Origin of the sequence: Micromonospora tulbaghiae, from assembly GCF_900091605.1 — a bacterium.
GTDB classification, from domain to species: Bacteria; Actinomycetota; Actinomycetes; order Mycobacteriales; family Micromonosporaceae; genus Micromonospora; species Micromonospora tulbaghiae.
In genome coordinates this window covers 46532-72649 of record NZ_FMCQ01000002.1, presented here as the reverse complement: position 1 = coordinate 72649, position 26118 = coordinate 46532, and the positions used below count along the sequence as shown (strand labels likewise).

24 protein-coding genes are annotated in these 26118 nt (G+C 71.4%); 10 read left to right on the top strand and 14 right to left on the bottom strand.

What is annotated here, in order from left to right:
• Window positions 1-11: 11 nt before the first annotated feature.
• The 6 genes from GA0070562_RS05745 to GA0070562_RS05720 all read right to left on the bottom strand — a co-directional run bounded on the left by GA0070562_RS05745 (window position 12) and on the right by GA0070562_RS05720 (window position 6782).
• Window positions 12-926 carry a DUF6039 family protein gene (locus GA0070562_RS05745; protein WP_208576407.1) on the bottom strand — a complete coding sequence of 305 codons (915 nt, stop codon included), beginning with the start codon at window positions 924-926 and terminating at the stop codon, window positions 12-14.
• A gap of 116 nt (window positions 927-1042) precedes the next feature.
• Window positions 1043-1777, bottom strand: a complete 735-nt coding sequence (locus GA0070562_RS05740) for a Crp/Fnr family transcriptional regulator (protein WP_208576406.1) — start codon at window positions 1775-1777, stop codon at window positions 1043-1045.
• Complete coding sequence (locus tag GA0070562_RS05735) at window positions 1774-2913, bottom strand: alpha/beta fold hydrolase (RefSeq protein ID WP_139135434.1); 1140 nt, start codon at window positions 2911-2913, stop codon at window positions 1774-1776. Before GA0070562_RS05735 ends, GA0070562_RS05740 begins: the two co-directional genes overlap by 4 nt.
• 53 nt (window positions 2914-2966) lie before the next feature.
• Window positions 2967-3914 carry a chlorinating enzyme gene (locus tag GA0070562_RS05730; RefSeq protein ID WP_091416403.1) on the bottom strand — a complete coding sequence of 316 codons (948 nt, stop codon included), beginning with the start codon at window positions 3912-3914 and terminating at the stop codon, window positions 2967-2969.
• 45 nt (window positions 3915-3959) lie between these two features.
• Complete coding sequence (locus GA0070562_RS05725) at window positions 3960-5768, bottom strand: amino acid adenylation domain-containing protein (RefSeq protein WP_244253919.1); 1809 nt, start codon at window positions 5766-5768, stop codon at window positions 3960-3962.
• 432 nt (window positions 5769-6200) lie between these two features.
• Entirely contained in the window at window positions 6201-6782 is a 582-nt protein-coding gene (locus GA0070562_RS05720; protein WP_091416396.1) for a Crp/Fnr family transcriptional regulator, read from the bottom strand.
• A 418-nt stretch (window positions 6783-7200) separates the two neighbouring features.
• Here GA0070562_RS05720 and GA0070562_RS05715 point away from each other — a divergent pair, with 418 nt between their 5' ends.
• On the top strand, window positions 7201-8739 hold the full coding sequence (locus GA0070562_RS05715) for a class I adenylate-forming enzyme family protein (protein ID WP_175438652.1): 1539 nt from the start codon (window positions 7201-7203) through the stop codon (window positions 8737-8739).
• Between the two features lie 27 nt (window positions 8740-8766).
• Here the strand turns inward: GA0070562_RS05715 and GA0070562_RS05710 are convergent, their stop codons facing one another.
• Together GA0070562_RS05710 and GA0070562_RS05705 are read right to left on the bottom strand one after the other, a co-directional pair.
• Window positions 8767-9591, bottom strand: a complete 825-nt coding sequence (locus tag GA0070562_RS05710) for a Rossmann-fold NAD(P)-binding domain-containing protein (protein WP_091416389.1) — start codon at window positions 9589-9591, stop codon at window positions 8767-8769.
• On the bottom strand, window positions 9588-10001 hold the full coding sequence (locus GA0070562_RS05705; protein ID WP_091416386.1) for a nuclear transport factor 2 family protein: 414 nt from the start codon (window positions 9999-10001) through the stop codon (window positions 9588-9590). The genes GA0070562_RS05710 and GA0070562_RS05705 overlap by 4 nt, the downstream gene beginning before the upstream one ends.
• A 105-nt stretch (window positions 10002-10106) precedes the next feature.
• On the opposite strand from GA0070562_RS05705, the gene GA0070562_RS05700 reads away from it, so the two are divergent.
• On the top strand, window positions 10107-10655 hold the full coding sequence (locus tag GA0070562_RS05700) for a TetR/AcrR family transcriptional regulator (RefSeq protein WP_091416383.1): 549 nt from the start codon (window positions 10107-10109) through the stop codon (window positions 10653-10655).
• Window positions 10656-10673: 18 nt separating this feature from the next.
• Here GA0070562_RS05700 and GA0070562_RS05695 read toward each other — a convergent pair whose 3' ends face one another.
• Complete coding sequence (locus GA0070562_RS05695; protein WP_091416380.1) at window positions 10674-11810, bottom strand: hypothetical protein; 1137 nt, start codon at window positions 11808-11810, stop codon at window positions 10674-10676.
• Window positions 11811-11957: 147 nt separating this feature from the next.
• Window positions 11958-12998: a DUF4034 domain-containing protein gene (locus GA0070562_RS05690; RefSeq protein ID WP_091416377.1), complete on the bottom strand. Its 1041-nt coding sequence runs from the start codon at window positions 12996-12998 to the stop codon at window positions 11958-11960.
• A gap of 108 nt (window positions 12999-13106) precedes the next feature.
• On the opposite strand from GA0070562_RS05690, the gene GA0070562_RS05685 reads away from it, so the two are divergent.
• Window positions 13107-13463 carry a nuclear transport factor 2 family protein gene (locus GA0070562_RS05685; RefSeq protein WP_091416373.1) on the top strand — a complete coding sequence of 119 codons (357 nt, stop codon included), beginning with the start codon at window positions 13107-13109 and terminating at the stop codon, window positions 13461-13463.
• 14 nt (window positions 13464-13477) lie between these two features.
• Here GA0070562_RS05685 and GA0070562_RS05680 read toward each other — a convergent pair whose 3' ends face one another.
• Window positions 13478-13849, bottom strand: coding sequence for a nuclear transport factor 2 family protein (locus tag GA0070562_RS05680; protein ID WP_091416370.1), 372 nt, complete (start codon window positions 13847-13849; stop codon window positions 13478-13480).
• A 200-nt stretch (window positions 13850-14049) separates the two neighbouring features.
• A complete protein-coding gene (locus GA0070562_RS05675; RefSeq protein WP_091416368.1) occupies window positions 14050-15642 on the bottom strand; it encodes a glycoside hydrolase family 64 protein in 1593 nt (530 codons plus the stop codon).
• Between the two features lie 182 nt (window positions 15643-15824).
• Between GA0070562_RS05675 and GA0070562_RS05670 the strand changes: the two genes are divergently transcribed.
• A complete protein-coding gene (locus tag GA0070562_RS05670; RefSeq protein WP_091416365.1) occupies window positions 15825-16265 on the top strand; it encodes a hypothetical protein in 441 nt (146 codons plus the stop codon).
• Window positions 16266-16494: 229 nt separating this feature from the next.
• On the opposite strand, the gene GA0070562_RS05660 is transcribed toward GA0070562_RS05670, so the two are convergent.
• Both GA0070562_RS05660 and GA0070562_RS05655 read right to left on the bottom strand, forming a co-directional pair.
• Entirely contained in the window at window positions 16495-17025 is a 531-nt protein-coding gene (locus tag GA0070562_RS05660; RefSeq protein WP_091416360.1) for a hypothetical protein, read from the bottom strand.
• A 121-nt stretch (window positions 17026-17146) separates the two neighbouring features.
• Complete coding sequence (locus GA0070562_RS05655; protein WP_091416357.1) at window positions 17147-18154, bottom strand: acetylxylan esterase; 1008 nt, start codon at window positions 18152-18154, stop codon at window positions 17147-17149.
• Window positions 18155-18232: 78 nt separating this feature from the next.
• Here GA0070562_RS05655 and GA0070562_RS05650 point away from each other — a divergent pair, with 78 nt between their 5' ends.
• The 6 genes from GA0070562_RS05650 to GA0070562_RS05625 are packed head-to-tail and all read left to right on the top strand — an operon-like array spanning window position 18233 to window position 26116.
• Window positions 18233-19168 (top strand): ABC transporter permease, encoded by a 936-nt coding sequence (locus tag GA0070562_RS05650; RefSeq protein WP_175438651.1) that lies wholly within the window; start codon window positions 18233-18235, stop codon window positions 19166-19168.
• Window positions 19165-20103: a carbohydrate ABC transporter permease gene (locus GA0070562_RS05645; protein ID WP_175438650.1), complete on the top strand. Its 939-nt coding sequence runs from the start codon at window positions 19165-19167 to the stop codon at window positions 20101-20103. Before GA0070562_RS05650 ends, GA0070562_RS05645 begins: the two co-directional genes overlap by 4 nt.
• 39 nt (window positions 20104-20142) lie before the next feature.
• A complete protein-coding gene (locus GA0070562_RS05640) occupies window positions 20143-21786 on the top strand; it encodes an ABC transporter substrate-binding protein (protein WP_091416353.1) in 1644 nt (547 codons plus the stop codon).
• Between the two features lie 6 nt (window positions 21787-21792).
• The gene (locus GA0070562_RS05635) at window positions 21793-23319 is read left to right on the top strand and encodes a GH39 family glycosyl hydrolase (RefSeq protein WP_091416350.1); all 1527 of its coding nucleotides are present in this window, start codon (window positions 21793-21795) and stop codon (window positions 23317-23319) included.
• Window positions 23316-24008 (top strand): hypothetical protein, encoded by a 693-nt coding sequence (locus tag GA0070562_RS05630; protein ID WP_091416347.1) that lies wholly within the window; start codon window positions 23316-23318, stop codon window positions 24006-24008. Before GA0070562_RS05635 ends, GA0070562_RS05630 begins: the two co-directional genes overlap by 4 nt.
• Window positions 24005-26116, top strand: a complete 2112-nt coding sequence (locus tag GA0070562_RS05625; protein ID WP_091416344.1) for an alpha-glucuronidase — start codon at window positions 24005-24007, stop codon at window positions 26114-26116. The genes GA0070562_RS05630 and GA0070562_RS05625 overlap by 4 nt, the downstream gene beginning before the upstream one ends.
• Window positions 26117-26118: the final 2 nt, after the last annotated feature.

The window sequence follows — 26118 nt, the reverse complement described above, 5'->3', positions numbered from 1 at the left end:
CACCGGCCGCGTCAGCGGCCGGTGCGGGCGGTGTGCGGCACCAGCACCGTGTCGTTGATGGATCCCTCGACGAACATCCGGCCCCACGTGCCGCCGCCCTTGTGCGGTGCGACGAACTGCTTGTCGAGCAGCGCGCGGAAATCGTCGTCGGTCTCGGCGAGCCGCATCAGGTGCCGGTACGCGTCCAGCGTCCGCAGGTGGATCAGCCAGTGGATCCGGTCCTGGCGTCCCCAGGTCTCCTCGTACAGGAAGATGGTGGCCTCGCCGGCGAGCGCGCGGTTGATGTGCTCCTGCCACTCGTACGCGAACTGCCGGCCCTCCTTGCGCATCTCGTACTTCACCTGCGCCCGGCGGTGCACGATCGCGCAGGCGTTGGCGGAGTGCAGCATCCGGTCGGCGGGCTGGTCCGTCTGGTGGTGTGCGGGCGCGGCGAACAGGCCGTCCAGATCGTCGTCCTCGTCGGCGTGGGTGAGCCCGTGCTGCGGCACGATGACGGTCTCCTGGAACGTCGCCTCGCCGAACATGCGTTCCCAGTTGCCGCCGCCGCGGTCGGTGAGGCGGTCGCCCTGGGCGATCTCCTTGAAGTCGCTGTCGTGCTCGACCATCTCGAGCAGCCGGCCGTAGTCGTTGGGCGCCCGCATGTGGATGAGCCAGTGCAGCCGCTCCTGCCGGCCGAACACCTCCTCGTACACGAACGCCGTCGCGTACGGGTGCAGCACCTGGTTGTTGTGCTGCTGAAGGCTCCGGGCGAACTCGCGGGCCTCGTCGCGGAACTCGTACGCCACCTGGCCGACCCGGTGGATGATGAGACCGGCGTTGCCGGAGTGCAGGATCTCGTCGGGCGCGGTCGTCGTCTGGTGCTGCGCCGGCAGCAGGAACGACCAGGGGTCGGATTTCGCGGATGTCGGGCGCGACGTGATGGTCACCGGCATTCCCTTCGTTACGGCCGAGGGCGACTACGGCGGGACTTGGTGCGGCGTGTGGACGCTAACCGCGGACCGGGACCGGCACTGCTCAACGTTGTGCAGGACGGGTGGCGCGGTCACATCAGCTTCTGCACATAGCCGGTGAGAAGCTCCTCGTGCACCAGCAGGTACGACTCGCGGGTGCGGCGCACGAAGCCCGCGTCGTGGAACCGCTTGAGGAAGTAGCCGACGCGTGACCGGGTGGTGCCCACCATCCAGGCCAGTTCCTCCTGCGAGATGCGCTCGACGATGCACAGGTACTCGCCCTGCCGCTTGCCGAGCTTGCGGGCCAGTCGTAGCAGGATCGTGGCCAGCCGCTGCTCGCTGTCCATCGTCACCAGCGTGGTGATGATCTGCTGCTGCTCGGACAGCCGGCCGGTCAGATGCCGGATGAAGGCGCCCTGCAACCCGGCCTCGGCCACCGCCTCGAGCAGCCTCGTCTTGGGGATGCGCCGCAGCGCCACCGGGGTCATCGCGGTGGCGGTCTCGATCCGGTTCTCACGCAGGATGCACAGCTCGCCGAAGACGTCCCCGTCGGTGTAGACCGACAGCAGGCAGCGCTTGCCGTCGCGGGACAGGCTGACGGTGCGGACCTGGCCGCTCTCGACCAGGTAGATGTTGCCGTCGCGTTCACCGCAGTTGTAGATGTGCGAGTGCTTCGGCACGCGCATCGTCGTGGCGCTGAGCGCCCGGTCCTGCACCAGGTAGCGCAACTGCTCGCCGAGCGACAGCAGACCGCGCGACATGGCACAGCCTCCCTCCTGGTCGGCCCGTGACTCCTGGTTCTCGGTGCGATGCCGTTCGGCCGTCATGACGCCTCCCTGACGAACGAGGCCGCGAGTTCGAGCAACTCGGGCCGGCCTTCGAACAGCGAGAGATGGTCGCCGGTCGGGGCGACGTGCAGGCGGGCGCCGGGTATCGCGGCGGCGACGCGACGTGAGCCCTCCGGGTGGGCGGTGGCGTCGTCCTCACTCGTGACCACGAGCGTGCGGATCCCGCTCACGGCGGGCAGGCAGGCTCGCGCGTCCGTCCCCATGATCGCCCCGTTGAGCCGGCAGTACCGCTTCAGCAGACGCGGGGTGGCGTACGGGTAGAGCACCAGATGCGCCAGCCCGGGCGGCGTGCCGCGCAGCATGGACCCGCTCATCACCGCGAACATGGACTCGGCCGACACCCGGCCGTCGGCTGTCATGTCCAGCAGAGCACGCAGGTTGCGCTGGTGCTCCGTGCGCGGGCAGTCCGGGCCCAGCTCGTAGTCGCCGTGCCAGAGACTCATCGACGCGACCCGCCCGGGGTGGTCGGCGGCGAACGCGAGGGAGACCACCGCGCCGCCGCACAGACCGACCAGGTGTGCCCGGCTCACGCCGAAGTGCTCCGTCACCGCCAGGACGTCCGCGGCCTGGGCCGGCACGCCGGTGGCGCCGGAGAAGCCGTCGATGTCGCCGAAGAGCCCCCGGGTGTCGTGGGTGAGGACGTAGTGGTCGCGGGCCAGGCGACGCAGCCACGGCTCGCACAGCTTCGCCGGCATCCCGCAGGCGGACACCACGACGACGGCTTCCGCCGCCGGCCGGCCGAGCGCGCGGGCCTGGAGCAGGGTGCCGTCGACGGCCGGCACCGGCGTGACCGGGTACCGCTCGTCGAAGCTGTCCGCGACGGCGGCGGCGACGGCCTCGTCGACGTCGTCCAGCGCGTCCTCGCCACCCGCCGCCTCGGCGGCGGCGCGCAGCCGGTCGCTGACCACCCGCGCGAACGGGTCGAGGTCGGCCGCCGCGGCGGACGGCCGTACGTCGAACGGCGGCGCCCCCAGCCGCCGCCGCACCGCGTCGAGCAGTGCGGCGGAGCAGTCGGCGGCGATCGGGACGGGGCTCGGAAGCACATTGATCAACGGTGTGACGTCCAGTACGGCCGTGGCGAGCCGCCACACGGCCCGGGCTCGGGGTGGGAGCACGTGCCTCCTGACGAAGTGCGGTTCGGGGCAGGATGCGGCCCGGGGCCGGAGGGCTACCGCCGCGTGAAGGCGTGTCCCCGGGTCGTCTCCGTGGACAGCCGGTTGAAGCCGTACCGGTCCTCGCCGCGGACCAGGACCGCGCCGTACCGGTCGAGGCTGACCCGTCCGCCGTACTCCTCGATCTCGGTCGTGTCGGGGTAGACGCGGACGCTCGTCGGCACGTAGCGGGCGGCGAAGCCGAGACGCATCTCGTCGGTCCGGCCGCTGTGCGGCACCGACGCGTGCATGAGCGTGGACCAGAACAGGATCGCCTGGCCCGGCCGCATCACCATGGACACCGCTTTCGACTCGTCCGGCTTGAAGTCCGGGTCCTTCTGGAGTTCCCGATAGTCGTAGCCGAAGAAGCCGCGCCGGACCCCGTCCTTGTCGGCCTGGTTGATCCGGTCGGGCTCGTAGTGCATCTTCTTGGTCTCGTCGTAGTTCATCTGCTGATGCGTGCCCGGGATGAACTGGAGACAGCCGTTCTCCTCGTTCGCCTCGGTGAACGCGGTCCAGACGGTGATCGTGCCGCCGAACTCCTTGACCTCGTCCGGCCAGAGGATCTGCGGCTTGCCGGAGGCGTTGGCGAAGGTGTCCGCCTGGTGCCAGTCGGTGCCCTCGTCACCCGGGTACTTGGGGAAGAACTCGGTCCGCCAGCACAGCAGGTCCGGGCCGAGAACGCTGGCGACCCGGTCGACGATCTGCGGGCGGCTGATGTGGTCGGCGAGGAACGAAGAGTCGAGGTGGCGGTCGTAGTTGGAGATGTTGGTGTTGCCGGACTGCGCCGCCTCGTCCTGGTACACGGCCTTGCTGCGATCGAGCAGCTGGAGCCGCTCACGCCGCCAGGCGGCCTTCATCTCCTCGATCTCGTAGACCTGGAACGGTCCGAAGAAGCCGTTGGCTCGGAAGCCGGCCAGCTCGTCGGGGCTGAGGGAGAAGTCCTGCTTCGGGATGGTGGTCATGGGACTCCAATCGTGGGCGGAGCGGCTGCCGATGCGGACGGTGACTCAGACGGCGACACGGACGCCCTCGTTCGAACCGGCTGTCACACACGCGGCCAGCGTCTCGAGCGTGGCCGAGCCGTCGAGTTCAGCTCCGGTGAGCGAGAGGCCGAAGCGTTCGTTTATGGCCGCGATGATGCGGACGAAGGCCAGCGAGGTGACCCGGGCGTCGAACAGGTCCTCGTCGGCGCGCAGACCGCCGCGGCCGAGGATCTCCTCGACGATCGCGGTGACGACCACGAGCGGGTAGCCGGTGTCACCGGCGGCGTCGGGCACGCGGGAGTCCGTCGCGGCCCGGCTGGTCATCGCCCACAGCGCCTCGTGGTCGGCCTTGCCCTGCGGGGTGAGCGGCACCTCGTCCACCACGTGCACGGCCGAGGGCCGCAGGTGGGCCGGCAGCCGCTCGGCGGCGAGGCCGGTCAGTTCCGCCGCCAGCGATCCGGACCGCTCGGCGCCGGGCGCCGGCACGACGTACGCCACCAGCCGGACGTCCCCGTCACCGTGGTCCCGCGTCGTCACCAGCGCGCCGGAGACCGCCGGGTGGGCGGCCAGGACCGCCTCGACCTCCCCCGGTTCGATCCGGTAACCGCTGACCTTGAGCTGGTCGTCCGACCGGCCGAGATAGACCAGCTCGCCGTCGGCCCGGCGGACCGCCCGGTCGCCGGAGCGGTACCACCGCACGCCCTCCGGGTCGGTCACGAACCGCTCCGCGGTGAGCTGCGGCCGGCCGAGGTAGCCGCGTGCCACGCCGGGCCCGGCGACCTCGATGTCGCCGGGCACGCCGTCGGGTACGACAGCGCCCGTCTCGTCGCACAGCCGGATCCGGAGGTCCGCGATCGGCACGCCGATCGGGCTGACTCCCGGGTCGGCCAGGTCCGCCGAGCGGATGCGCCGGTGCGTGACGTGCACGGTGGTCTCGGTGATGCCGTACATGTTGATCAGTTCGGGGCGGTCGTCGCCGTGCCGGGCGATCCACGGCCGGAGCATCGCGACGTCCAGGCGTTCGCCGCCCAGCACGACGTACCGCAGGTCCGGAAAGCCGCCGGCGGCCCCGGCGGCGTCGGCGGCGATGAGCTGCCGGAACGCCGAGGGAGTCTGGCTGAGCACCGTGACGCGCTGCTCGCGCAGCAGCGTGAGCAGGCGGGCCGGCGCGCGGCGGGCGCCGGCGGGCACGACGACCAGGCGGCCGCCGTGCAGCAGCGCTCCCCAGATCTCCCAGACCGAGAAGTCGAAGCTCCCGGAGTGGAACATCGTCCACACGTCCCGCTCGTCGCACGACACCACCGGCGCGAGCTGCTCGAACAGCCTGATCACGTTGCCGTGCTCGACCATGACCCCCTTCGGCTCACCCGTCGAGCCGGAGGTGTAGATCACGTACGCGAGGTCGGATCGCCCGACGGCCGGCGCCGGTGAGGCGTCCGGCTGCTGCGGCGCGGCGTCGACGAGTTCCACGGCGGCCGACGACGGCAACCGATCGCGGAGGGCACCGGCCGTGACGGTGGTCGTCACGGCGCTGTCGCGCAGCAGGTACTCGATCCGGGTCGCCGGGTAGGCGGGGTCGATCGGCACGTAGGCGCCCCCGGCCGAAAGGATGCCCAGCATGCCGGCGACGAGATCCGGGCCGGGTTCGAGGCAGAGCCCGACGAACGACCCCGGGCCGATCCCGGCCGCACGCAACCGCAGGGCGAGGTGCTCGGCACGCTCCCGCAGCCCGCCGTAGGTGATCGCCTCGTCGCCGGCGACGACGGCGATCCGGTCGGGGTCGTGGATCGCTCGCGCCTGAAAGATCTCATGCAGAGAGTCGCCAAGCACCATTTCTGTCCCTTCCATCCGGTCGGTCACGAGACGGGCATGAACAGCACGAAGTTCTCCGACACCGAACCGCCGGCGCGACCCGCCCCATTACGCGTAGCAAATTTCCACGCCTTTACGACAGTTCCGCGCCGGGCATTCGCTGCAATGGGCACGTTCCCACTCCCCGATCCGACACCGTCTCACCTCGGCGGATTTGCGCCCGTCGGCACGCCGCCGATGCCGGTCACCGTATCGGCGGGCCACCAAACGTGCCTGCTCAATAGTGAGCAGGCACGCCCCGTGACCAGGGAATTGCCCGGTAAAGGCGGGAACCGCGCATCGGTCCACTCTTGGGCGTGGTCGTCCGCCGGAGCCGGGCACGCCGTCCCATGGCGGCGTCGCGCGTGCCGCGGGCCGCGCGACGGCCGGCCACGGTGTCGGGTCAGGGCCGCCTCACACGCCCGCGTGGGCGGCGAGCCGCCGCTCGTTGATCAGGATGAAGGCGCCCCGGGGCGACTCGAGATAGCCGAGCCGGTGGAACTTCTTGAGGAAGTGGCCGATCCGCGAACGGGTGGTGCCGACGAGACCGGACAGCTCGTCCTGGGTGATCCGCTCGTCGAGTCGCAGGCCCGCTTCCGTCCGGTGGCCCAGCTTACGGGCCAGTTGCAGGAGGGTCGCGGCGAGCCGCTGCTCACTGTTCATGGTGACCAGGTTGGTGATCGCCTGCTGCTGCTCGGACATCCGCTCGGCCAGGCACATGACGACACGCTCCATCATCATGTCGTCGGTGACGGCCGACAGCAGGTCGGCCGAGCGGATCCGCCAGACCAGCGCACTGCGCATGGCGGTCGCCGTCTCGTTGCGCACCCCCGGCACCAGACACGCCTCGCCGAGAACCTCACCGGGACCGTGGATCGCCAGCAGGCACTGGCGCCCGTCCCTCGAGAATGTCGAGGTCTTGAGATATCCGCATTGAATGACATAGATAGAGTTGTCGAATTCGCCGGAGTTGTAGAGATGCTCACGCCGCGTCATGCGACGAAGCACACCCGGCAAATTCCGATTAACACTCGACCTCAGCAGAACCTCTCCCAATCCAGCATGATCCGCCGCCTCGAATCTCACCGAATATCCCTCCCCAGGATTAACCGCGCGAGCTTCCTCACAGGACTGCCGAGGTGCCAGAGACCCTACGACACGTACGCAAACACTGCGAGAGGACCGCCCCAACACCGACCGCCATGTTTCATCGACCGAACGGCTGCTGGACAATCGGTCCAGCACAATGCATCGTTATCAATCGGGCGTGGTTCCCGAATCGGACGAGTCGCAAATGGCAGACCTGCGGGCCCCCGGCCGCCGCCGGTGCTCAATCTTGCGCAGTGCGTCCCACCAGGGCCTGCCTACCCTCACGCCGTCGACGGACGGGTCCGGCGGGGAGGCGGGTGGCACCGTGGGCAGTGGCACGTCAGACCGGAGTCGCCTCGGCCCGCCGCCGCGTCTCACCACTGTGCCGGAGCTGCTGCGGGTCCGCGCCGCCGCCACGCCCGCCCGGACGGCGATCAGCGTCGACGGCACGCGCGAGCTGACCTTCGCGGAGTGGGCGACCCGGTCCGACGGCATGGCCCGCACGCTGGTCGACTGTGGCATCCGGCCAGGTGACCGGGTCGCGCTGCGGTTCGGCGGCGCCGACTGGATCGCCTACGCCCTCGCCTGGATGGCGGTCCTCAAGGCCGGCGGCGCGGCCGTGCACCTGTCCGACCGGATGACCGCCGCCCAGCTCACGTACCGATCGGACCGGGCCGAGGCCATCGCGATGATCGATCCGGCCGGCCTGCGGCCCACCGCCCGCGGCACCTGCCGGTCCGTACCGACGGACCGGCTGCACGCCGGCCGCGGCGTCCCGCCCGGTGTGCCGGTCGGGCCCGCGGACGTGTCGGACATCGCGTTCACCTCGGGGACCACGAGCGGGCCGCGGGCGATCGCGGTGCCGCACGGCAACCTCACGTACGGCCGCGGTCAGGCGCCCGACATCCGGCTGTTTCCCACCGAGTCGCTGTTCCTGAGCGCCTGGGTCACCGGCACCAACGCGAGCCAGGCGACGCTGCTGGGCGCCCTGACCGCCGGCCCCGCCGTGCTGGCCCTGTCCCACCTCGACCCGGAGCACGTCGCCGGGACCCTGGCCCGGCACGGTGTCGGAGCGGTGAACCTGCCGCCGGCACTCGCCGCGCGGATGGCCCGGGCCGAGGTGGGCCGCCGGCACGACCTCTCCGGTGTCCGCGCGGTCAACACGGGCTCGGCACCGATCCCCCCGGTGATACGGGCCAGGACCGCCGCGTTGTTCCCGGCGGCGACCGTGAACATCATGTACTCGTCGGCGGAGGCGTCGCCCGCCTACACCGCCGTCGCCCTGCCGCCCTGGTCGGAGCACCGGGACGCCCGGACCTACGACCGGCAGCCGTACGCCGGGTCGGTCGGCCGTCCAGGTCCCGGCACCGACGTCCGCATCGCCGGCGCCGACGGGACGCCTCAGCCGGCGGGCGCGATCGGCGAGATCATGCTCCGCTCGCCCGCGCCGCCCCGGCGCTACGACCGCGACCCCGACGGCCGCGCCTTCGCCGACGGGTGGGTGCGCACCGGCGACCTGGGGCACGTCGACGAGGACGGCCACCTCCACATCTTCGACCGCATCGGCGACCTGGTGGTGCGCCACGGCCGGAGGATCTCGACCCAGGCGGTGGAGGCGGCCCTGCACCGCCACCCGGGAGTCGTCGAGGCGGCCGTCTACGGGTGCCCGGATCCGGTGGCGGGCGAACGGCTGACAGCGGCCGTCGCCGCCGAGCCCGGCGTCGACGCCGACGAGGTGCGGGCCTTCCTCGACGGCCGGCTCGACGAACCGGACCGGCCCGACGTCGTCCGGGTGGTCGGCGCACTGCCCAGGAACCTGATGGACAAGGTGGTCAAGCGCGAGCTCCGCGACCGCCGCGCGTGACGCGCGGCCGATGTCACCGGCCCGGCCTCAGGGCACCCGGGCCGGCCGGTCGCGGCAGAAGTCCCGGAACGATCGGGGCGGCCGGCCGGTCACGTCCGCGACGGTCGTCGTCACCCGGTCCTCCGAGCCCGCGGCGACGGCGGTGTCCAGGCCCGCGAGGAAGCGGGCGTAGTCGGGCGCGAGGCCGTGAGCCTCGTGGTACGCCGTGAGTGCGTCCTCGTCGACGGCACGGTGCCGGACCGGGCGGCCGAGGAGTTCGGTGAGGGTGGCGGCGACGTCGGCGTAGCTCAGCCGCTCGGGACCGGTGATGACGTGCTCGGTGTCGTGGGGCGCCGGGTCGGTGAGGGCACGCACCGCCACCTCGGCGATGTCGGCCGGGTCGACGAACCCCACCCGGGCGTCGCCGGTGGCGCTGACGATCTCGCCACGTTCCCGCGCGCTCGCGGCGTGCGGGTGCTCGCCGACGAAGTTCTCCATGAACCAGGACGGCCGCAGCACCGCCCACTCGCGGATCATCTCGCCGAGCTGGGCCTGCACCTCGCCCAGTCCGGGCGTGCCGGCCTCGATCGCCGACGAGCTGAGCAGGACGGCCCGCCGCACCCCGGCGCGCCGGGCCAGGTCCAGAAACGGCAGCATGGTCGGCGCCGGGTCGGCGTCGCCGAGGGGCGCGATCAGGTAGAGCCCTGTCGCACCGTCCAGCGCCGTGTCGTACGTGCTGCGGTCGTACCAGTCGAAGCGGACGCCCCCGGCGGACGCCCGGCGGCTGGCGACGCGGGCCGCGTGGCCGGCGGCGGCGAGTTTCGCCGCGACGAGCCGGCCCGTCGTTCCCGTGCCTCCGACGACGAGGATCATGCGCGCGCTCCCTCGCCGAACAGCTCCTGCACGGCCAGCGGGTTCCAGTAGTCGCGGTAGTACGCGATGCGCCCGGCCCGGACGGTGAGGACGGCGATGTACCGCAGCCGGTACGGCTCGCCCGTGGCGACGACGACGCCGGTGGCGGTGAACTCGGCGACGATCACCTCCGGGTCCGCTGTCTCGTGCACTGTGACGTCGGCGAGCTCCCGGATGTCCAGGGTCTGCGGGTAGTCGATGAGGTAGTCGTGCAGCTCGGCGCGGCCGGCCACCCGGCTCGGCCGCCCGGGCGGCGCGAACGGGAACTCCATGACGGCGTCGTCGGCGAACAGGGCGATGAAGCCCGGCATGTCCTTGGCGAACAGATGCTCCAGGGCCTGGTGGAAAACGTCGGGGGCGGTGCTCGGCACTGTTGTTCCTTCCGGTCGGCGGGCCGCCGCGGTGATCTACGATAAGCGGACGGCCGGTCCACTTCACCATAGCGGACTGGCGGTCCGTTTGCGGAGGGGGCAGGGATGCGGGCTGACGCGGCGCGGAATCGGGAGGCGGTGCTCGCCGCCGCCGACCGGCTGTTCGAGGCGGCGACCGACCCCGACCGGATCTCCATGGACGACGTGGCCGCTGCCGCCGGTGTGGGCAAGGGCACCCTGTTCCGGCACTTCGGTGACCGGTCGGGGCTCATCCGCGCCCTCTACACCGCACGCGGCGAACAGCTACAGGCGACACTCACGGCGGGCCTGCCCGGCGACTCGCCGGCGGACCGCGCCCTGCACCTGCTGCGGGAACTGGTCCGGTTCAAGCAGGCCAACCGGGTGCTGACGCTGGCCCTGGAGAACGCGGGCGACGGCAGCCCCTACCGCACCGAGTCGTACGAGCACTGGCACACCACGCTGACCGCCGTCGTGTCCCAGGCCCGGGGTCCGGAGTCGGCCGACTACCTCGCCCACGCCCTGCTGGCAGCCGTGCGCAGCGATCTGGTGGAGCACCTGCGCGACTGGCCCGACGAACGCTGGGAAGCGGGGTTGACGGCGCTCACCCGGTCCGTGCTGGCGACCGGGCCGTAGTCCGGTCGACGACTGCCCTCACCTGGTCCGCTCGATCACGGCGGTGAGGCGGAGCCCGGCGGTCGACACGGTGCCGCTCCCCCAGAACGACGAGGTTCCCGGGATGCCGGCCAGGGCGTCCAGGCTCGGGTCGTTGCCGTCGACCTTCGGTCCGTACGCGACACTCCACCGCCCGACGGTGTAGCGCAGCAACAGCGTGCCCGGGTACTCGACGTACGGCGGGATCGGATTCGTGCCGCTGATCCAGACGTTGCCGTTCGCGTCGCCCGCGACCGCGTACACCCAGCCGGCCGATGCCGGTCCGGCCACCCGCTGCCACGTCCGGCCGTCCCAGTGCAGGATGACCGGCTTCGGCGCGGAGTCGTAGTCCTGGGTGCCGACCGCCCAGGCGTCGGTCGACGAGCGGGCCCACACGCCGGTGAGCCGGGTGCTCGGGATCGGCGGCAGTGGCGCCACCCGCCACGACCCGCCGACGCGCTGCGCGATCATCGGCTCCGGGTAGGGCGCGTCGGCGACGTACCGTTCACCGGCGGCGAACACACCACCGTCGGGAGTCCGGGAGACCGCCCGCAGGACACCGTTGAGCCCTTCCGTCCCCGGTACCGCGACCCGGCCGAACCGACCGGTGCCGCCTTCCACGACCAGCGGCCGGCCGCCGTCGTGACCGACGAACACCGCCCGTCCGCCGCCCGTGGCGGCCACGTCCAGCAGCTCCGAGGTCCCGGCCGGGGCGGGCCACGGCGCGTGCGCCGTCCAGGTTGCGCCGTCGAAGTGCCCGGCGTACGACTCGCCGACGCGCCGGACGCCCACCGTCCAGACGTCCCGGGCGCTCGCCGCGTCCACCTTGTACAGCACATGCGCCTCGTGCGGCAGCCGCCGCTCCGTCCACGCCCGCCCGTTCCACTGCAGCAGGGCGTACGGCTGGTCGATCGAGTACCCCGTGTAGGTGGACGCCTGGTAGCCGACGGACCAGGCGTTGGCCGGGCCGGTGGCAGCCACGTCGGTCAGCCGGCTCTCGTGGATCAGCGCGGGAACCGTCGCCGTCCACGTCGAAGGAGTCGCGGCGGCGACCGGCGCGACCGGCGGGAGCAGCACGCCCGCCACCAGAGTGGAGACTGTCGCTACCGACAGCCCGTACCGTGCCGGTGATCCCATGGTGACCCTCTTCCCGGATTGGTGGCCGGACCTCAGCATCGCGCCCCGCGACGCTCCACGTACGCCCGGCCGCTGTCCCGTAAGAGAGTGGTAAGAACGGCTCCTCCGAGGGGGAATCGACTGTGGCCGCGACGGCCTCGCCTGCGGTCAGGCGGCGCGGAGGGCGCGGCGACGGGCCCGGAGGAAGACGGCGTCGTGCCGCTCGTCGCCCCACCAGGCCCACGGAACGCCGGTCACGTACCGGCCGATCGACGCGAACACCGGCGCGGCCTCGGCGTCGCGGCCGGTGCGCACCAGCCCGTACGCCAGGAAGTTCGCGTCGTCGAGCCAGTCGGCGTGCCGGGCCGCCGGCTGGTGGAACCACCGGTTCAGCGCGTTGTCGAGATCCGACTGCATGACCGGATCCTGTCGCCACCGCTCGCCGATCTCCTCGGCGGTACCGCCGTGGGGTTCGCGATCCTGCTCCCACAGCGCCCACTCCGCGGCGGCCCGCACCGGCAGCACGAGTAGTGGTGAGCCGGTGGGCGCCGTGGCGGCGACCGAGCGGGCGAAGCCGAACATCGCCTCGTGCGAGCCGCTCCATTTCCGGCAGTGGTAGGTCAGTTTGAAGACGTGGCCCTGATGGTGCCGGGGATCCCGCTTGGTCAGCTCACGCCACGTCTCCTCGACGTCCTCCAGTGGCGCACTCTCGTCGATCATGAGATTGAGCCGGTGCGCCCACGGGGTGGGGTCGGCCGGTGCGAGCCGCATCGCGACATCGTTCACCTGCCGGGCCAGGTCCAGCAGGCGGTGGAACTCGGCCCACTGCTCCCGGCGTACGTTGGAGGCCCAGTCCCCGCCGCGCACCTCCCACGCCCGTGCCATCAGCGAACGGGCACGGACGAGCTGGGCGTCCGGATCGGCGGGCGCGCGAGAGGCCCAGCGATCGGTCCACGCGTCTGTGGTGTCGACCCGGCCGGTCGTACGGTCGACCCGCGATCCCAGCCCGCGAGCGGTCGATTCGGCCAGCACACGGACGTACCGTGCCCGGCGGTCGTAGTCGTCCCGGGTGGCGGCCAGAGCCTTCCGGGCCGGTCCGATGTCGGAGCCGTACCGCGCCTGCGTGCACGCCTCGCGCAGCAGGGCGTCGTCCTGCGCCGGGTTGGGGTCGATCTGGCGGGTGAGTATCCGCCACACGGTCGAGATCATGATCAAGGATGGTAGATGTCAGCGAACAGCGTGTGGGCCCGCAGCGTTGCCGTTCTGCCGCGAGCTAACCCGCTTGTCGTGGCGCGGGGCGCCGGAGAGGATCGGTGGATGGATCTCCGTGCTGCGGAACGGCGGCTCCAAGCCGCTCAGCGTGCCGCCGATGTCGAGTCTCTCGACGCGCTTCTGCACCCCCGGGTCGTGGGTGCCGGACCGGACGGCACGGTCTTCACCAAGGAGGACGACCTGGAGAGTTACCGCTCGGGTGCCCTGCGGATCACCGAACTGGTGGAGGAGTCGCTCGACGTCCAGGACGACGGTGAGACCGGGGTGACCCGCACGGTCGCCGCGGTGGACGCGGTTCAGGGCGGGGCCGTCGTGTCCGCGCGGTTGCGCTACACCCGGCTGTGGGTGCGTGAGGACGGCACCTGGCGGGTGTTGGCCGCCACCTTCGTCCCGGTCCGGTGAGCGCTCGGACCCGCTCAGGCTCCGGCGGTCGACTCCACCGTGTAGTGAATGGTCTGCGCGACGATCCAGCCGTCCTCGATGACGTACGAGTCGGCGCCGTCGCGGACCCGCGCGCCCGGTGCGTCGGCGGTCCACTCCAGGAACCCGATCCGATCCTCGATCAGCACTGTCGTGTAGGTGAAGTGGGCGCCCGGAAGCTCCGCGCTCAGCCACTGCGCCAGTTTCCGCACCCCGGCGTGCCCCCGGAACACTCCCCTACGATCGAGGACAAGGCAGTCCGGCGACACGTTGCGCTCGATGTCCTCGGCGAACCGGCCCTCGTTCGACAGGCGCAGATGCTCGTCGAGCACCTCGCGTGCCGGGCGCGCCCGCAAATGCTCGGTCATTCACCGCAGCCTCTCGTGCATGGACGACTCACGCCATCATCCAACGCCGAGCGGCCGCCACGTCGCCGATCACGGATCCTCGCCGCCCGGTCGCAGCGAGCAGGCGGCGCGCGCCGGCTCGCCCGGTGGTCGACACTTCCGTCACCCTGCCGGCGGCGGGGACGACTCGCGGTCGGCCCCCGCCACCGTCGCACGGCCGGTCAGCCCTTGCGCCACTTCTGGTTGGCCGTGCCCGCGCAGTCCCGGAGCTGGAGCCTCGCGCCGTCGCCGCCGTTCCAGTCCTTGATGTCGACGCACTTGTTGGCCTGCAGGTTGACCAGGTCTCCGGCCGCGTTCAGGGTGAACTGCTGGGCGCCGGTGCCGTTGCAGGTGTAGAGCTGCACCACCGCCCCGTTGGCGGTGGACCCGGCGTCGATGTCCATGCACTTGTTGTTCTGGCTCTTCAGCGCCGTGCCGCTGAACGTCCACTTCTGCGCGTTTGTGTTGTTGCAGTTCCACATCTGCAGCGGCGCGCGGTCGACGAAGTTGGAACTCGGCACGTCGATGCACTTGTTGTTCCAGTTGCTGACCACGGGCACCCCGGTGGTCGGGGTGCCGCCGCCACCGCCGGTGAACGGGCTGAGGATCAGTCCGGCCGAACGGGGGTCGCCGTCGTGCACCAGCGACTCGAATCCGCCGACGTCGTCGAAGGCGAACGCGTACGCCCGGCCGTCGGTCATGTTGGCGTGGATCAGGCGGGCGTACTGGTTGGTGGGGTTGTTGCGGTAGAAGTCGGCGGCGTTGGTGCCGGGCTGGGTGTCGGCGGTGCCGAGCGTGCCCCGGTTGAGGGCGGCGCAGAGCGTACGCGAGATCGGGCCGACCACCTGGTCGTTCGGCGCGGGCAGGTCGCCGTCGCAGCCCCAGACGCTGGCCGAGGAGGGCCGGTTGAAGGAGGCGACCACCTGGCCGCTGCCGTTGGTGAAGGTCATGGTGTTGCCCGAGGTGCGGCCGTAGTACCGGATGGCCGGCTGGTCGGCGAAGGGCGCCACGGTCAGCGTCTTCGTGGTGTACGCGTTCCAGGCGGAGGCGATGTAGGAGTCGAGGTAGGTGGCGCTCAGCAGGCCGGCCCCGGCCGCCTTGCCCGGAGCCAGGACGCGCAGCACGGTCCCGTCGGAGCGGGTGTAGACGGTGCCGGCCCAGCCCGGCTGCGCCCGGATCCCGTCGATGACCGCGTTGCGTCCGTTGGCCACCACGTCGCCGGTGCGCTTGGTGACGCCGTCGGCGCCGGTCACGGTGACCGCGTGCGGGATCGCGAACATGTCGACCTGAGAGCTGTTGAGCCACAGCCCGGAGTCGTTGTAGGTGAACTCGCTCCAGTCGAAGAGGATGTCGCGGTTCGCGTCACCGGCCGCCCATGGCGCGGGCTGCACCAGCCCGTCCGGGGTGAGGAGGAACTTCAGCTTCTGCCCGAGGGCGAAGTAGGCCCGGCCGGAGAAGCCACGGGGGAACTGGATCGTGGTGCTGCCGCCGTTGCCGGGGCCCGGTATGGAGACGTCCGGCGCGGGCGACGGCGGGATCTGCCCGCCGGTCCACGGGACGAAGGCGCCGCCGGAGGTGACGTAGCCGAGCCGGCCGGAGGACAGCTGGACGCCGATGACATAGAGGAACACCGGCTCGCTGCGGCCGGTGGTGTTGGTGACGGTGACGGGCAGCAACGCCGGTCCGACCGCGTGGGCGGGCGTGGCGACGACGGCGCCCGCGAGCCCGGCGAGCAGGGCGGACGCGGCGGCGAGCAGCTTTCTTCGGACACGCATGGCGACACCTCGCTGAAGACAGGGACGGGAGAGCGCTCTCTCAGCAGGGTCCAATTGTTAACAATGTTTGTCAATAGGTGAGCACCTATGGATGCGGCGACCTGCGCAAGGGCCGTGGAGGGCCGAGGGCCACCGGATGACTATGATCCACTATGGACCTGCTTGCTGTAGATCGGGGATTCATGAAGCGCGTACTTTCGATGCTGACGGCACTGGTGACCGTCGGGGCGGGCCTGACGGTCGGCGCCCCCGCCGCCCAGGCGGCCGGCTCCTGCTCGGGGACCATCACCTACAGCCAGGTGCAGTCGTCCGGGCTCGGTGAACTGGTGATCTACTACAACAGCAGCAACGGGGGCACCAACAGCGCCTGCTTCTACCACCGCGGCGCGGCATACGGGAAGCCGGCACCCACCTTCGTGCAGATCTACCGCTGCGCGGAGCGTTCGAACGAGGGCGCGCACTGCACCCGTTCGGGTAGCGCGGACACCGATTCCGGTGACTTCAGCTATCACGCCGGCCCGGTCGCCGTCACCGGCACGGCGAACTACTGCGTCGAGGCGGTCGGCTACATCGGATGGGCTGGTCAGCGCCACCAGATCTACAGCCGCCGCCAGGGCTGCTGACTCCCCGCCCACCCGCTCCCGGCCCGCGGCCGGGCCAGTCGGCCGGCGCTCGCGCCGGATCGCCCAGCGCAAGGTGAACCTGCGCCCGGTTGCGGCGCAGCCGGGCCAGGTCCTGCGGGCGCTCGCCGGGGCCGAGCGCGGCCGTCAGCCGGGCCAGTCCGTCGTCGACGAGCCGCAGCGCCCGGCCGGGCCGGCCTGCCCGGCTGTTCAGCAGCGCCAGGCAGTGCGCCTAGGTGAGCGCGTGCACCAGTGCGGTCACCGCTCCGATCAGGAGGGTCGCGCCGGTGCCGGCACCGACGACGGCGCTGGGGGTGAGGTCGTACCGCCGGGCGACGGTGACGCTGACGACCGCGACCAGGGTGACGAGCGCGGCCCAGATCGCGAGGGCCGGATACCCCAGAAGTGGCGCCAGGGGGAAGAAGTGCAGACCGACGATCAGGGCGATCCACGCCGGAACCAGGGGCGCGCGGCCGGTCCGCCGGAGCCAGATCGCGCCGGCGGCACAGAGGACCACCTCGATCAGGACGATCACACCGAAGATCGGCCCCGTCCTGTCGTCCACGGAGCTGCCCTCGTCCCAGGTGCGTACGGTGACGATGCCGCCGACGACCGCTGCGGTCAGGGACAGCACCGAGCCGGCGCCGAGCCACGGACGCCACGCCTTGGGCGGCGCCTCCTGCGCCCAGCCGAACCAGGCCATCCCGAAGACTCCGAAGATCGCTGCGGTGGCTGCGGCGTTGGCAGCGAATTCAGCATCCATCGGCGCAGTCTAGGGGCGGACGACAAGTCGCTCCGGACGGTGCCCGCGCAGGCGCCACGACGCCTGGTCCGGAGCGCCGGCCCAGGTCCAGGCGCTCCGCTGCGCGCATGCGGTGAGTGCGTCAGCCGGCTGCCGTCCCGGCGGGACGGATCACCGCGTCCAGCCAGCGCAGCTGCCGCCGGACGTGGACGGCCTCGCCGCCCTCGTGGCCGTTGAACGGGTACGTGTGCATCTCCCGTAGCGGCGTGGCCGATGCGGCGGCGGCGTAGTGGTTGTAGGCGGCGAAGCCGGTGCTCGGTGGGCAGACCTCGTCCCGCAGACCGATCCCGAAGTGCGCGGGAGCGGTGGCCCGCCGGGCGAAGCTGACCCCGTCGACATAGGACAGCGTGTGCCGGACCTGCTCCTCCGCCTCGCGGTGCACCGCCAGGTAGCGGGCGATCTCACCGTAGGGGGAAGCCTCGGTCAGTTCGATGGCGCGTTGGATGTCGCACAGGAACGGGGCGGTGACCAGGAGCGCGGCGAGGCCGTCGACGAGGCCCGCCGCCGCGAGCGCCAGCCCGCCACCCTGGCTGTTGCCCACCGCGGCGACGCGGGCCGGGTCCACCCCGGGTAGTTCGCGGACGGCGTCGACCGCGCGGACCGCGTCGGTGATCAGACGGCGGTAGTGGTAGTCGTCCGGGGCCAGGATTCCCCGTGTGGCAGGGCTGGGCCCGCCGGGCGCGTCGTGCGGGTCCGGGGTGTCCCCGCGGCTGAACAGTCCGGCCTGTCCCCGGTTGTCCACCAGCAGGTGGGCGTAACCGGCCACCGGCCAGGTGAGCCGCTCGCCCGGCAGCCCGCGGCCGCGTCCGTAGCCCGGGTACTCCACCACGGCCGGCAGCGGCGTGGACACGCCCGCGGGGCGGGTGTACCAGGCCCGGACCGGTTCGCCGGCGAAGCCGGCGAACGTCACGTCCCACACGTCGACCAGCCGCAGACCGGTGGGTTCGGGACGGACGCCGACGAGCGGCGGGGTGGCCGCGGCGGCGGCGAGGGTGGCGTGCCAGAACCGGTCGAAGTCGGTGGGCTCGACGACGGCCGGCGTGTAGCGACGGAGCTGGTCGAGGGAGTTGTCTATCGACGCTCTTGACACGCGATAACGATACCCATAAATTTCCGAAAGGCTTACGGCGTATTACCGGAAAGTTCCGGTCGACGGTCAGGCGGGAGGATGAGCTTGGCATCCCCGATCCCGCGCGGTCGCCGTACGCCCTGGCGGCGGGCCCTGCGCCGGGACTGGCAGCTCTACTCGCTGGCCGTCCTGCCGCTGCTGTTCTTCCTGACGTTCCGCTACCTGCCGATGCTCGGCAACATGATCGCGTTCCGGCGCTTCCAGCCGGGCGGCAGCCTGTTCGGCGAGTACTGGACCGGGCTGCGGTACTTCCGGTTGTTCTTCACCGACCCCACCTTCTGGAACGTGTTCACCAACACGCTCGCGCTGGGCGCGCTGACCCTGGTGTTCTGCTTCCCGCTGCCGATCGTGCTCGCGCTGCTGCTCAACGAGGTGCGCAACCGCGCCCTCAAGCGGTTCGTGCAGTCGGTGTCCTACCTGCCGCACTTCCTGTCGATCGTGATCGTGGCCGCCATGGTCCTCCAGCTGCTGTCGGTGGACGGCGCGGTGAACCAGATGCTGCGTGCCGTGGGCGGCGAGCCGGTCCCGTTCATGCAGCAGGCCGGATGGTTCCGGACGATCTACGTCTCCTCCGAGGTCTGGCAGACCGTCGGCTGGGGCACCATCCTCTACCTCGCCGCGCTGACAACTGTCGACGGCGACCTGTACGAGGCGGCCCGCATCGACGGCGCCAACCGGTGGCGGCAGACCTGGCACGTGACGCTGCCGGGGATCCGGCCGACGATGGTGACCCTGCTGATCCTCAACATCGGCACCTTCATGGCCGTCGGCTTCGAGAAGATCCTGCTGCTGTACAACCCGCTCACCTACCCGACGGCGGACGTGATCTCGACCTATCTCTACCGGGTGGGCATCGTCTCCGGGAACCTCAGCTACGCCGCCGCGATCGGCCTGTTCGAGTCCGTGATCGGGCTGACGCTGGTGCTGTCGGCGAACGCGATCTCCCGGCGCACGGTGGGGACGAGCCTGTGGTGAGCACGCAGCCGCGTACCCAGGCCCGTACGCGGCAACCGGCGGCCCGGCCGCGTGGCCCCCGGCCCACCCGGGGCTACCGCGTCTTCCAGGTGGTGAACGCCGTCGTGCTGACCGGCGTCGTGGTGGTGACGCTGTATCCGTTCCTCACCATCGTGGCCCGGTCGCTCAGCGACAACGCGTACATCGTCGCGGGTGAGGTGAACCTCGTGCCGCGGGGGTTCAACCTCACCGCGTACCGCGTGGTGACGTCGGACCCGACGTTCTGGGTCAGCTACCGCAACACCGTCTTCTACACGGTGGTCGCCACGCTCATCTCCGTCGTGCTGACCACCTGCTACGCGTACGTGCTGTCGAAGAGGCACCTGCGGGGCCGGACCGCCCTGGTCGGGATCGCCGTGTTCACCATGTTCTTCACCGGCGGCCTGATCCCCAACTACGTCCTGGTCACCAGCCTGGGGTTGAAGAACACCGTGTGGGCGATCGCCCTGCCCAACGCCATCAACGTGTTCAACCTGCTGGTGATGAAGGCGTTCTTCGAGAGCCTGCCGGTCGAACTGGAGGAGGCCGCCGCCGTCGACGGCCTGAACACGTACGGCACGCTGCTGCGGATCGTGCTGCCGCTGTCGAAGGCGATGGTCGCCACGATGGTGCTGTTCTACGCCGTCTCGTTCTGGAACTCCTGGTTCGCCGCGTTCCTCTACATGGACCGTCAGGACCTGCTCCCGGTCACCGTCTACCTGCGCAACCTCATCGCGGGCGCGACCGACGCCACGCAGACCGGCGGCGGCCTCGGCAGCGCCGGCGACGTCGTCCAGTCCGCCGCCACCATCCAGTCCGTGACGATCGTGCTGACGATCCTGCCGATCCTCGCGGTCTATCCCTTCATCCAGCGCTACTTCGTCTCCGGAGTCATGCTCGGCGCCGTGAAGGGATAGCCGCCGCCCACGCACCCCCACCACCGGAAGGAAGAACCCATGGCCCAGCTGTCCCGGCGCCAGGTGCTGCTCGCCACCGGCGCGGCCGCCGTCGTCTCCCTGGCGGGTTGCGGTGACGACACCCCCGACAAGAAGGACCTCGACCGCAACCGTGCCGGCGCGATGGAGAAGTACGGTGTCGGGGACCAGTTCAAGGCGACCGCGCCGGTCACCTTCTCGATCCTCTACAACAACCACCCGAACTACCCGCTCAAGCCCGAGTGGCTGTTCTGGACCGAGCTGGCCGGGCGGACGAACGTCAAGCTGGACCCGGTCGCCGTGCCGCTGAGCGACTACGAGCAGAAACGCAGCGTGCTGGTCGGCTCCGGCGACGCCCCGCTGATCATCCCGAAGACCTACCACCCGCAGGAGAACTCCTACGTCTCCTCCGGCGCGATCCTGCCGGTCAGTGACTACCTCGACCTGATGCCGCACTTCAAGGACAAGATCGAGCGGTGGAACCTCCAGCCGGAGATGGACACGCTCCGGCAGGAGGACGGCAAGTTCTACCTGCTGCCCGGGCTGCACGAGAAGCCCTGGCAGGACTACACCCTCGCGGTTCGCACCGACGTGCTGGAGCAGCTGAAGATCCCGTCCCCGACCACCTGGGACGAGGTGTACGCCATGCTCAAGGCGATGAAGGCGGCCCACCCGGACGTCATCCCGTTCTCCGACCGATTCGGCAAGCCCAACCCGGCCGGCAACCTGCTGAACATGCTCGCCCTGGCACACGGCCTGCCCGGCGCCGGCTGGAACTACCAGCCGACGAGCTGGGACGCCGCGGCCGGGAAGTACGTCTTCACCGGCGCCTCCGACGGCTACCGGCAGGTGGTGGAGTACCTCCACAAGCTGGTCGCCGAAGGGCTGCTCGACCCGGAGACGTTCACCCAGACCGACGACCAGGCCCGGCAGAAGCTCGCCAGCGGCAAGTCCTTCGTGATCAGCACGAACGCGCAGACCCTGGTGAACGACTACCGCCCGGACATCGCGAAGATCAACCCGAACGCCCGGCTCGGCAAGATCCTCTTCCCGGTCGGTCCGTCCGGCCCGGTCAACGCGGCGAGCCGGCTGGAGAACGGCGTGATGATCTCCAGCAAGGCCCGCGAGGGCAAGAACTTCGTGGCCATGATGCAGTTCGTCGACTGGCTCTGGTACTCCGACGCCGGCCAGGAGTTCGCCAAGTGGGGCGTCGAGGGCACCACGTACACCAAGGACGCCTCGGGCAAGCGCACCCTCGCCCCGGACGTCAACGTCATCGGGCTCAACCCCAAGGGCAGCAAGCATCTGCAGAAGGACTTCGGCTTCTACAACGGCGTCTTCGCCTACGGCGGCAAGCTCGACCTGGTGCAGTCGTTCTTCTCGCCGGAGGAACTGGAGTTCCAGAAGGAGATGAACGCCCGCAAGCCCGCGCCCTGGGTGACTCCGCCACCCGCGCCGCTCAGCGATGAGGAGCGGGAGCAGACGACGCTGTGGGCGACCGCGCTGAAGGACCACGTCACCCAGAACACGCTGAAGTTCGCCCTCGGCCAGCGGCCGCTGAGCGAGTGGGACGCCTACGTCTCGGAGCTGAAGGGAAAGAGCGCGCAGGCCTACATCGACCTGGTCAACAAGGCGTACGAGCGGTACCGCAAGAACCACGGCTGACCGGCGATGCGCGGCACCGTTCCCGAGCGGCCCGTCGGCCGGCTGACCGAAGCCTGGCGTACCTGCGTCGGCACCGGCCGGTTCGACCTGGCCCTGCGACGCGACTATCAGGACTCGCTGGCGCTGGTGCAGCGGGACATCGGCTTCCGGCACATCCGCGGGCACGGGCTGCTCAGCGACGGCGTCGGTGTGCACCGCCCCTACGAGTACCGGGGCGAGCGCCGGGTGCGGCACGCCTTCACCTACGTCGACCAGGTCGTCGACGCCTACCTCGCGGTGGGCATCCGGCCCTTCGTGGAGCTGGGGTTCATGCCCTCGGCGCTCGCCTCCGGCGACCAGACGGTGTTCTGGTGGCGGGGCAACGTCACGCCTCCCCGGTCGTACACCGAATGGGGTGACCTGGTGCGCGCCACGGTGGCCCACCTGGTCGACCGGTACGGCCTCGACGAGGTGCGCGGCTGGCCCGTCGAGGTGTGGAACGAGCCCAACCTGCCGGCGTTCTGGGCGGGCGCCGACCAGGACGCCTACCACCGCCTCTACGAGGTGTCGGCGCACGCCGTCAAGGACGTCGACGCGGCGCTCCAGGTCGGGGGTCCGGCCCTCTCCCCCGGCGCCGACGAGTGGCTGAAGCCCTTCGCCGAGTTCGTCACCGACCGCGACGTACCTGTCGACTTCGTCAGCCGGCACGCCTACACCTCCGGACCGGCCCGGCACCTGCCGTTCGGCACCCGGCAGACCCTGGCCCCGGCCACGGAGCTGCTGGAGCAGTTCGCCGCGCCCCGCCGGCACCTGGCCGGCACCGCGCTGGCCGACCGCCCGGTGCACATCACCGAGTTCAACTCCTCCTACCGGCCGGACAACCCGATCCACGACACGGCCTTCCACGCCGCCTACCTCGCTCCGGTGCTGGCCGGCGGCGGGGACCTGGTCGACTCCTTCTCCTACTGGACCTTCAGCGACGTGTTCGAGGAGGAGGGGGTGCCCACCGCGCCGCTGCACGGCGGCTTCGGCCTGCTCACCCACCGGCAGGTCAAGAAACCCACCTACCACCTGTACGCGTTCATGGCCCGGCTCGGCGACGAGGTGCTCGCGCGCGGGCCGGACCACCTCGTCACCCGGCACCCCGACGGCCGGGTCGCGGTGCTGGCCTGGGCCCCTGTCGACGTCACCGGCCGGGAGCCGGCACCCGAGCGGCACACCCTGTCGCTGTCGGTTCCGATCGGCCCGCCGGGCACCGCGTCGGCGTTCCTGCTCCGCTCGTCGGTGAGCGAGGACGCCGGCAACGCCTGGGCGGCCTGGCGGGAGATGGGCAGCCCGCACTCACCCCGGCCCCGGCAGCTCGACGCGTTGCGGGAGGCCGCAGAGCCGGCCCGTACTCATCGGGCCCTGCCGGTCGCGGGCGGGCGGACGGACCTCGACCTCGTCCTCGCCCGGCACGAGGTGACCCTCGCCGAGCTGACTCCGGTGGTGGACGAGACCCCGCCGTGGTGGGACGACGACCGGTTGCTCGACCCACCCGGGGAGCGACCATGAGCAGCAACCCGGCCGGCGGGCTGCGGGAGTTCGGCGACGGGCCGCTGTCGCGGGCCGCCGCCGTGGTCCACACCCTGCTCGTGACCGAACTGCTGCTCCTGGTGAGCATGCTGCCCGGCCTGGCCGTGCTCGTGCTGCTCGAACGCGACAGCAGCAACCTCCCGCTGGTCGCCGCCGCCGCGCTGCCCGTCGGTCCGGCGGTCTCGGCCGCGCTGTACACGCTGCGGCACCAGCGCCCCGACCTGACCGATCTCCGTCCCGCGGCCGCGTTCCGCCGGGCCTACCGGGCCAACCTGCCGGGCGTGCTGCGCGTCTGGGCGCCGACGCTGCTGTGGCTGGCCGTCATCGCGGTCAACCTGGCGAACCTGCCCGCCGCTGCCGTCCCCGGCTGGTGGGCGGTACCGCTGGTGGTGGTCGGTGCGGGGGTGGTCCTGGTCGGCCTCAACGCGCTGGTGGTCGTCTCGCTGTTCACCTTCCGCACCCGCGACGTGCTCCGGCTCGCCCTCTACTACGTGGGACGCAAGCCCGGCGTCACGTTCGGCAACGTCGTGCTGCTGACCGCCGCCGCCGGTGTCACAGCGGTGTTCTCCGAGGCGGTGCTCGCCCTGCTGGCCGCGCTCCTGGTGCTGGCGCTGCTGCGGATCGGCGACCCGATGATCGACGACATCCGGGCGGAGTTCACCACATGAGCGTTCCGGTCACCGGCCGGGCATCCGCCCACGCCGGCAAGTCGATCTGGCACGCCGCCTGGCTGCCGCCCGCGGCGTTCCGCGAACTCGGCTCCCGGCCGGTGCTGGTGCACGGCGAGGGCCTCCTGGTCGACACCGTCCTCGACGAGGTGAGCCGGGCCTGCGCCCGGTACGGCGGACGGGTCTGGCACGGTCCGCCGTGGCAGGTGGACGCCGACCTGGTGCTGGCCCTGCGCGAGGCCGGCCGGGTGCCGAACGTGGCGGCGGAATCGGCCCGGCTCGGTGCGACACCGGCGGTGAACGGCGCGGGCGACGGCGCCCTCGGCGACGAGGGTTATCTGCTGGCGCGGGTGGACGGCGTGACGGTGGTGCTGGCCGACGCACCGGCCGGTCTGCTGTACGGGATGTTCCACGTGGTCCGGCTCGGCGCGGCGGCCTTCGACGACGAGCTTCCGGCGCGTCGGCACCGGCCGGCGCTGGACCGGCGGATCCTCGACCACTGGGACAACGTGGACATACACCCGGTGTCGGGCCAGATCGAGCGGGGCTACGCCGGCGGCTCCCTGTTCTGGCGCGACGGCGCCGCCCGGCACGACCACGCCCGGCTGCGGGACTACGGGCGCCTGCTCGCCGCCTGCGGCGTCAACGCGATCACGGTGAACAACGTCAACGTGCACGACACCGAGGCGCGGCTGCTGACCGACCGGCTCGGCGACGTCGCGGAGACAGCCCAGGTGCTCCGCCCGTACGGCGTCCGGGTGCATCTGTCGGTGAGCTTCGCCGCCCCGGTGGTCCTCGGCGGCCTGCCCACCGCCGACCCGCTGGACGACCGGGTCCGGGCCTGGTGGGCCGCCGCCACCCGGCGGGTCTACCAGCGGATCCCCGACTTCGGCGGCTACGTGGTGAAGGCCGACTCCGAGGGCCGGCCCGGCCCGTTCGCGTACGGGCGGGACCACGCCGACGGCGCGAACCTGCTCGCCGAGGCGCTCGCCCCCCACGGAGGCGTGGTGCGCTGGCGGGCGTTCGTCTACGACCACCGCCAGGACTGGCGGGACCGGTCGACCGACCGGGCCCGGGCCGCCCACGACCACTTCGCGCCGCTGGACGGACGATTCGACGACAACGTGATCCTCCAGGTGAAGTTCGGTCCGATCGACTTCCAGCCGCGCGAACCGGTGTCCCCGGTGCTCGCCGCGATGCCGGCCACCCGGCTGGCGGTGGAATTGCAGGCGACGCAGGAGTACACCGGCCAGCAGCGGCACGTCTGCTACCTCGGGCCCTGGTGGAGCGAGGTGCTGCGGTTCCGGCCCCGGGGCGAGGCCGGCGGCACGATCGCCGACGTGGCGGCCGGTCGGGCGGGCGCCGGTGGCGGCCTGGTCGCCGTGGCCAACGTGGGCGACGACCCGTTCTGGACCGCGCACCCACTGGCCCAGGCCAACCTGTACGCCTTCGGCCGGCTCGCCTGGGACCCGCTGCTGGTTCCCGGCGCGATCCTCGACGAGTGGATCGACCTGACCTGGCTGCCGGTCGCCACCGGCGATCCGGAAACGGTGCGGCGGACGATGCACGCGATCATGGACGACTCCTGGCGAACCTACGAGCGCTACACCGCCCCGCTCGGCGTCGGCTTCATGGTGCGGCCCGGCCACCACTACGGCCCGGACGTGGACGGCTACGAGTACACCCCGTGGGGCACGTACCACTTCGCCGACCGCGACGGCGTCGGGGTGGACCGCACCCGGGCGACCGGGACCGGCTTCACCGGCCAGTACCCGCCGCCGTGGTCGGAGGTGTACGAGTCACGCGAGCGCTGCCCCGACGAACTGCTGTTGTTCTTCCATCACGTCCCCTACCGGCACGTGCTGCACAGTGGCCGCACCGTGATCCAGCACATCTACGACACGCACTTCGCCGGGGTCGAGGAGGTGGCGGCGATGCGCGAGCGGTGGCGACTCGTCGCCGGGGCGGTCGACCCGGCCGTCCACGACCGGGTGGCCGAGCGCCTCGACGAGCAGTTCCGCAGCGCCGTCGAGTGGCGGGACCAGATCAACACCTACTTCTTCCGCAAGTCCGGGGTGCCGGACGCGCACGGTCGCCGCATCCACTGAAC

Bases quoted from the DNA above. Each gene is read 5' to 3' on its own strand.
- GA0070562_RS05680 (WP_091416370.1), bottom strand. From the start codon at position 13,849: ATGACCGAGCATTTGCGGGCGCGCCCGGCACGCGAGGTGCTCGACGAG.
- GA0070562_RS05730 (WP_091416403.1), bottom strand. From the start codon at position 3,914: ATGACCACCATCCCGAAGCAGGACTTCTCCCTCAGCCCCGACGAGCTG.
- GA0070562_RS05630 (WP_091416347.1), top strand. From the start codon at position 23,316: ATGAGCAGCAACCCGGCCGGCGGGCTGCGGGAGTTCGGCGACGGGCCG.
- GA0070562_RS05675 (WP_091416368.1), bottom strand. From the start codon at position 15,642: ATGCGTGTCCGAAGAAAGCTGCTCGCCGCCGCGTCCGCCCTGCTCGCC.
- GA0070562_RS05625 (WP_091416344.1), top strand. From the start codon at position 24,005: ATGAGCGTTCCGGTCACCGGCCGGGCATCCGCCCACGCCGGCAAGTCG.
- GA0070562_RS05740 (WP_208576406.1), bottom strand. From the start codon at position 1,777: ATGACGGCCGAACGGCATCGCACCGAGAACCAGGAGTCACGGGCCGAC.
- GA0070562_RS05670 (WP_091416365.1), top strand. From the start codon at position 15,825: ATGAAGCGCGTACTTTCGATGCTGACGGCACTGGTGACCGTCGGGGCG.
- GA0070562_RS05640 (WP_091416353.1), top strand. From the start codon at position 20,143: ATGGCCCAGCTGTCCCGGCGCCAGGTGCTGCTCGCCACCGGCGCGGCC.
- GA0070562_RS05660 (WP_091416360.1), bottom strand. From the start codon at position 17,025: ATGGATGCTGAATTCGCTGCCAACGCCGCAGCCACCGCAGCGATCTTC.
- GA0070562_RS05725 (WP_244253919.1), bottom strand. From the start codon at position 5,768: ATGGTGCTTGGCGACTCTCTGCATGAGATCTTTCAGGCGCGAGCGATC.
- GA0070562_RS05690 (WP_091416377.1), bottom strand. From the start codon at position 12,998: ATGATCTCGACCGTGTGGCGGATACTCACCCGCCAGATCGACCCCAAC.
- GA0070562_RS05685 (WP_091416373.1), top strand. From the start codon at position 13,107: ATGGATCTCCGTGCTGCGGAACGGCGGCTCCAAGCCGCTCAGCGTGCC.
- GA0070562_RS05720 (WP_091416396.1), bottom strand. From the start codon at position 6,782: ATGACGCGGCGTGAGCATCTCTACAACTCCGGCGAATTCGACAACTCT.
- GA0070562_RS05710 (WP_091416389.1), bottom strand. From the start codon at position 9,591: ATGATCCTCGTCGTCGGAGGCACGGGAACGACGGGCCGGCTCGTCGCG.
- GA0070562_RS05650 (WP_175438651.1), top strand. From the start codon at position 18,233: ATGAGCTTGGCATCCCCGATCCCGCGCGGTCGCCGTACGCCCTGGCGG.
- GA0070562_RS05635 (WP_091416350.1), top strand. From the start codon at position 21,793: ATGCGCGGCACCGTTCCCGAGCGGCCCGTCGGCCGGCTGACCGAAGCC.
- GA0070562_RS05700 (WP_091416383.1), top strand. From the start codon at position 10,107: ATGCGGGCTGACGCGGCGCGGAATCGGGAGGCGGTGCTCGCCGCCGCC.
- GA0070562_RS05695 (WP_091416380.1), bottom strand. From the start codon at position 11,810: ATGGGATCACCGGCACGGTACGGGCTGTCGGTAGCGACAGTCTCCACT.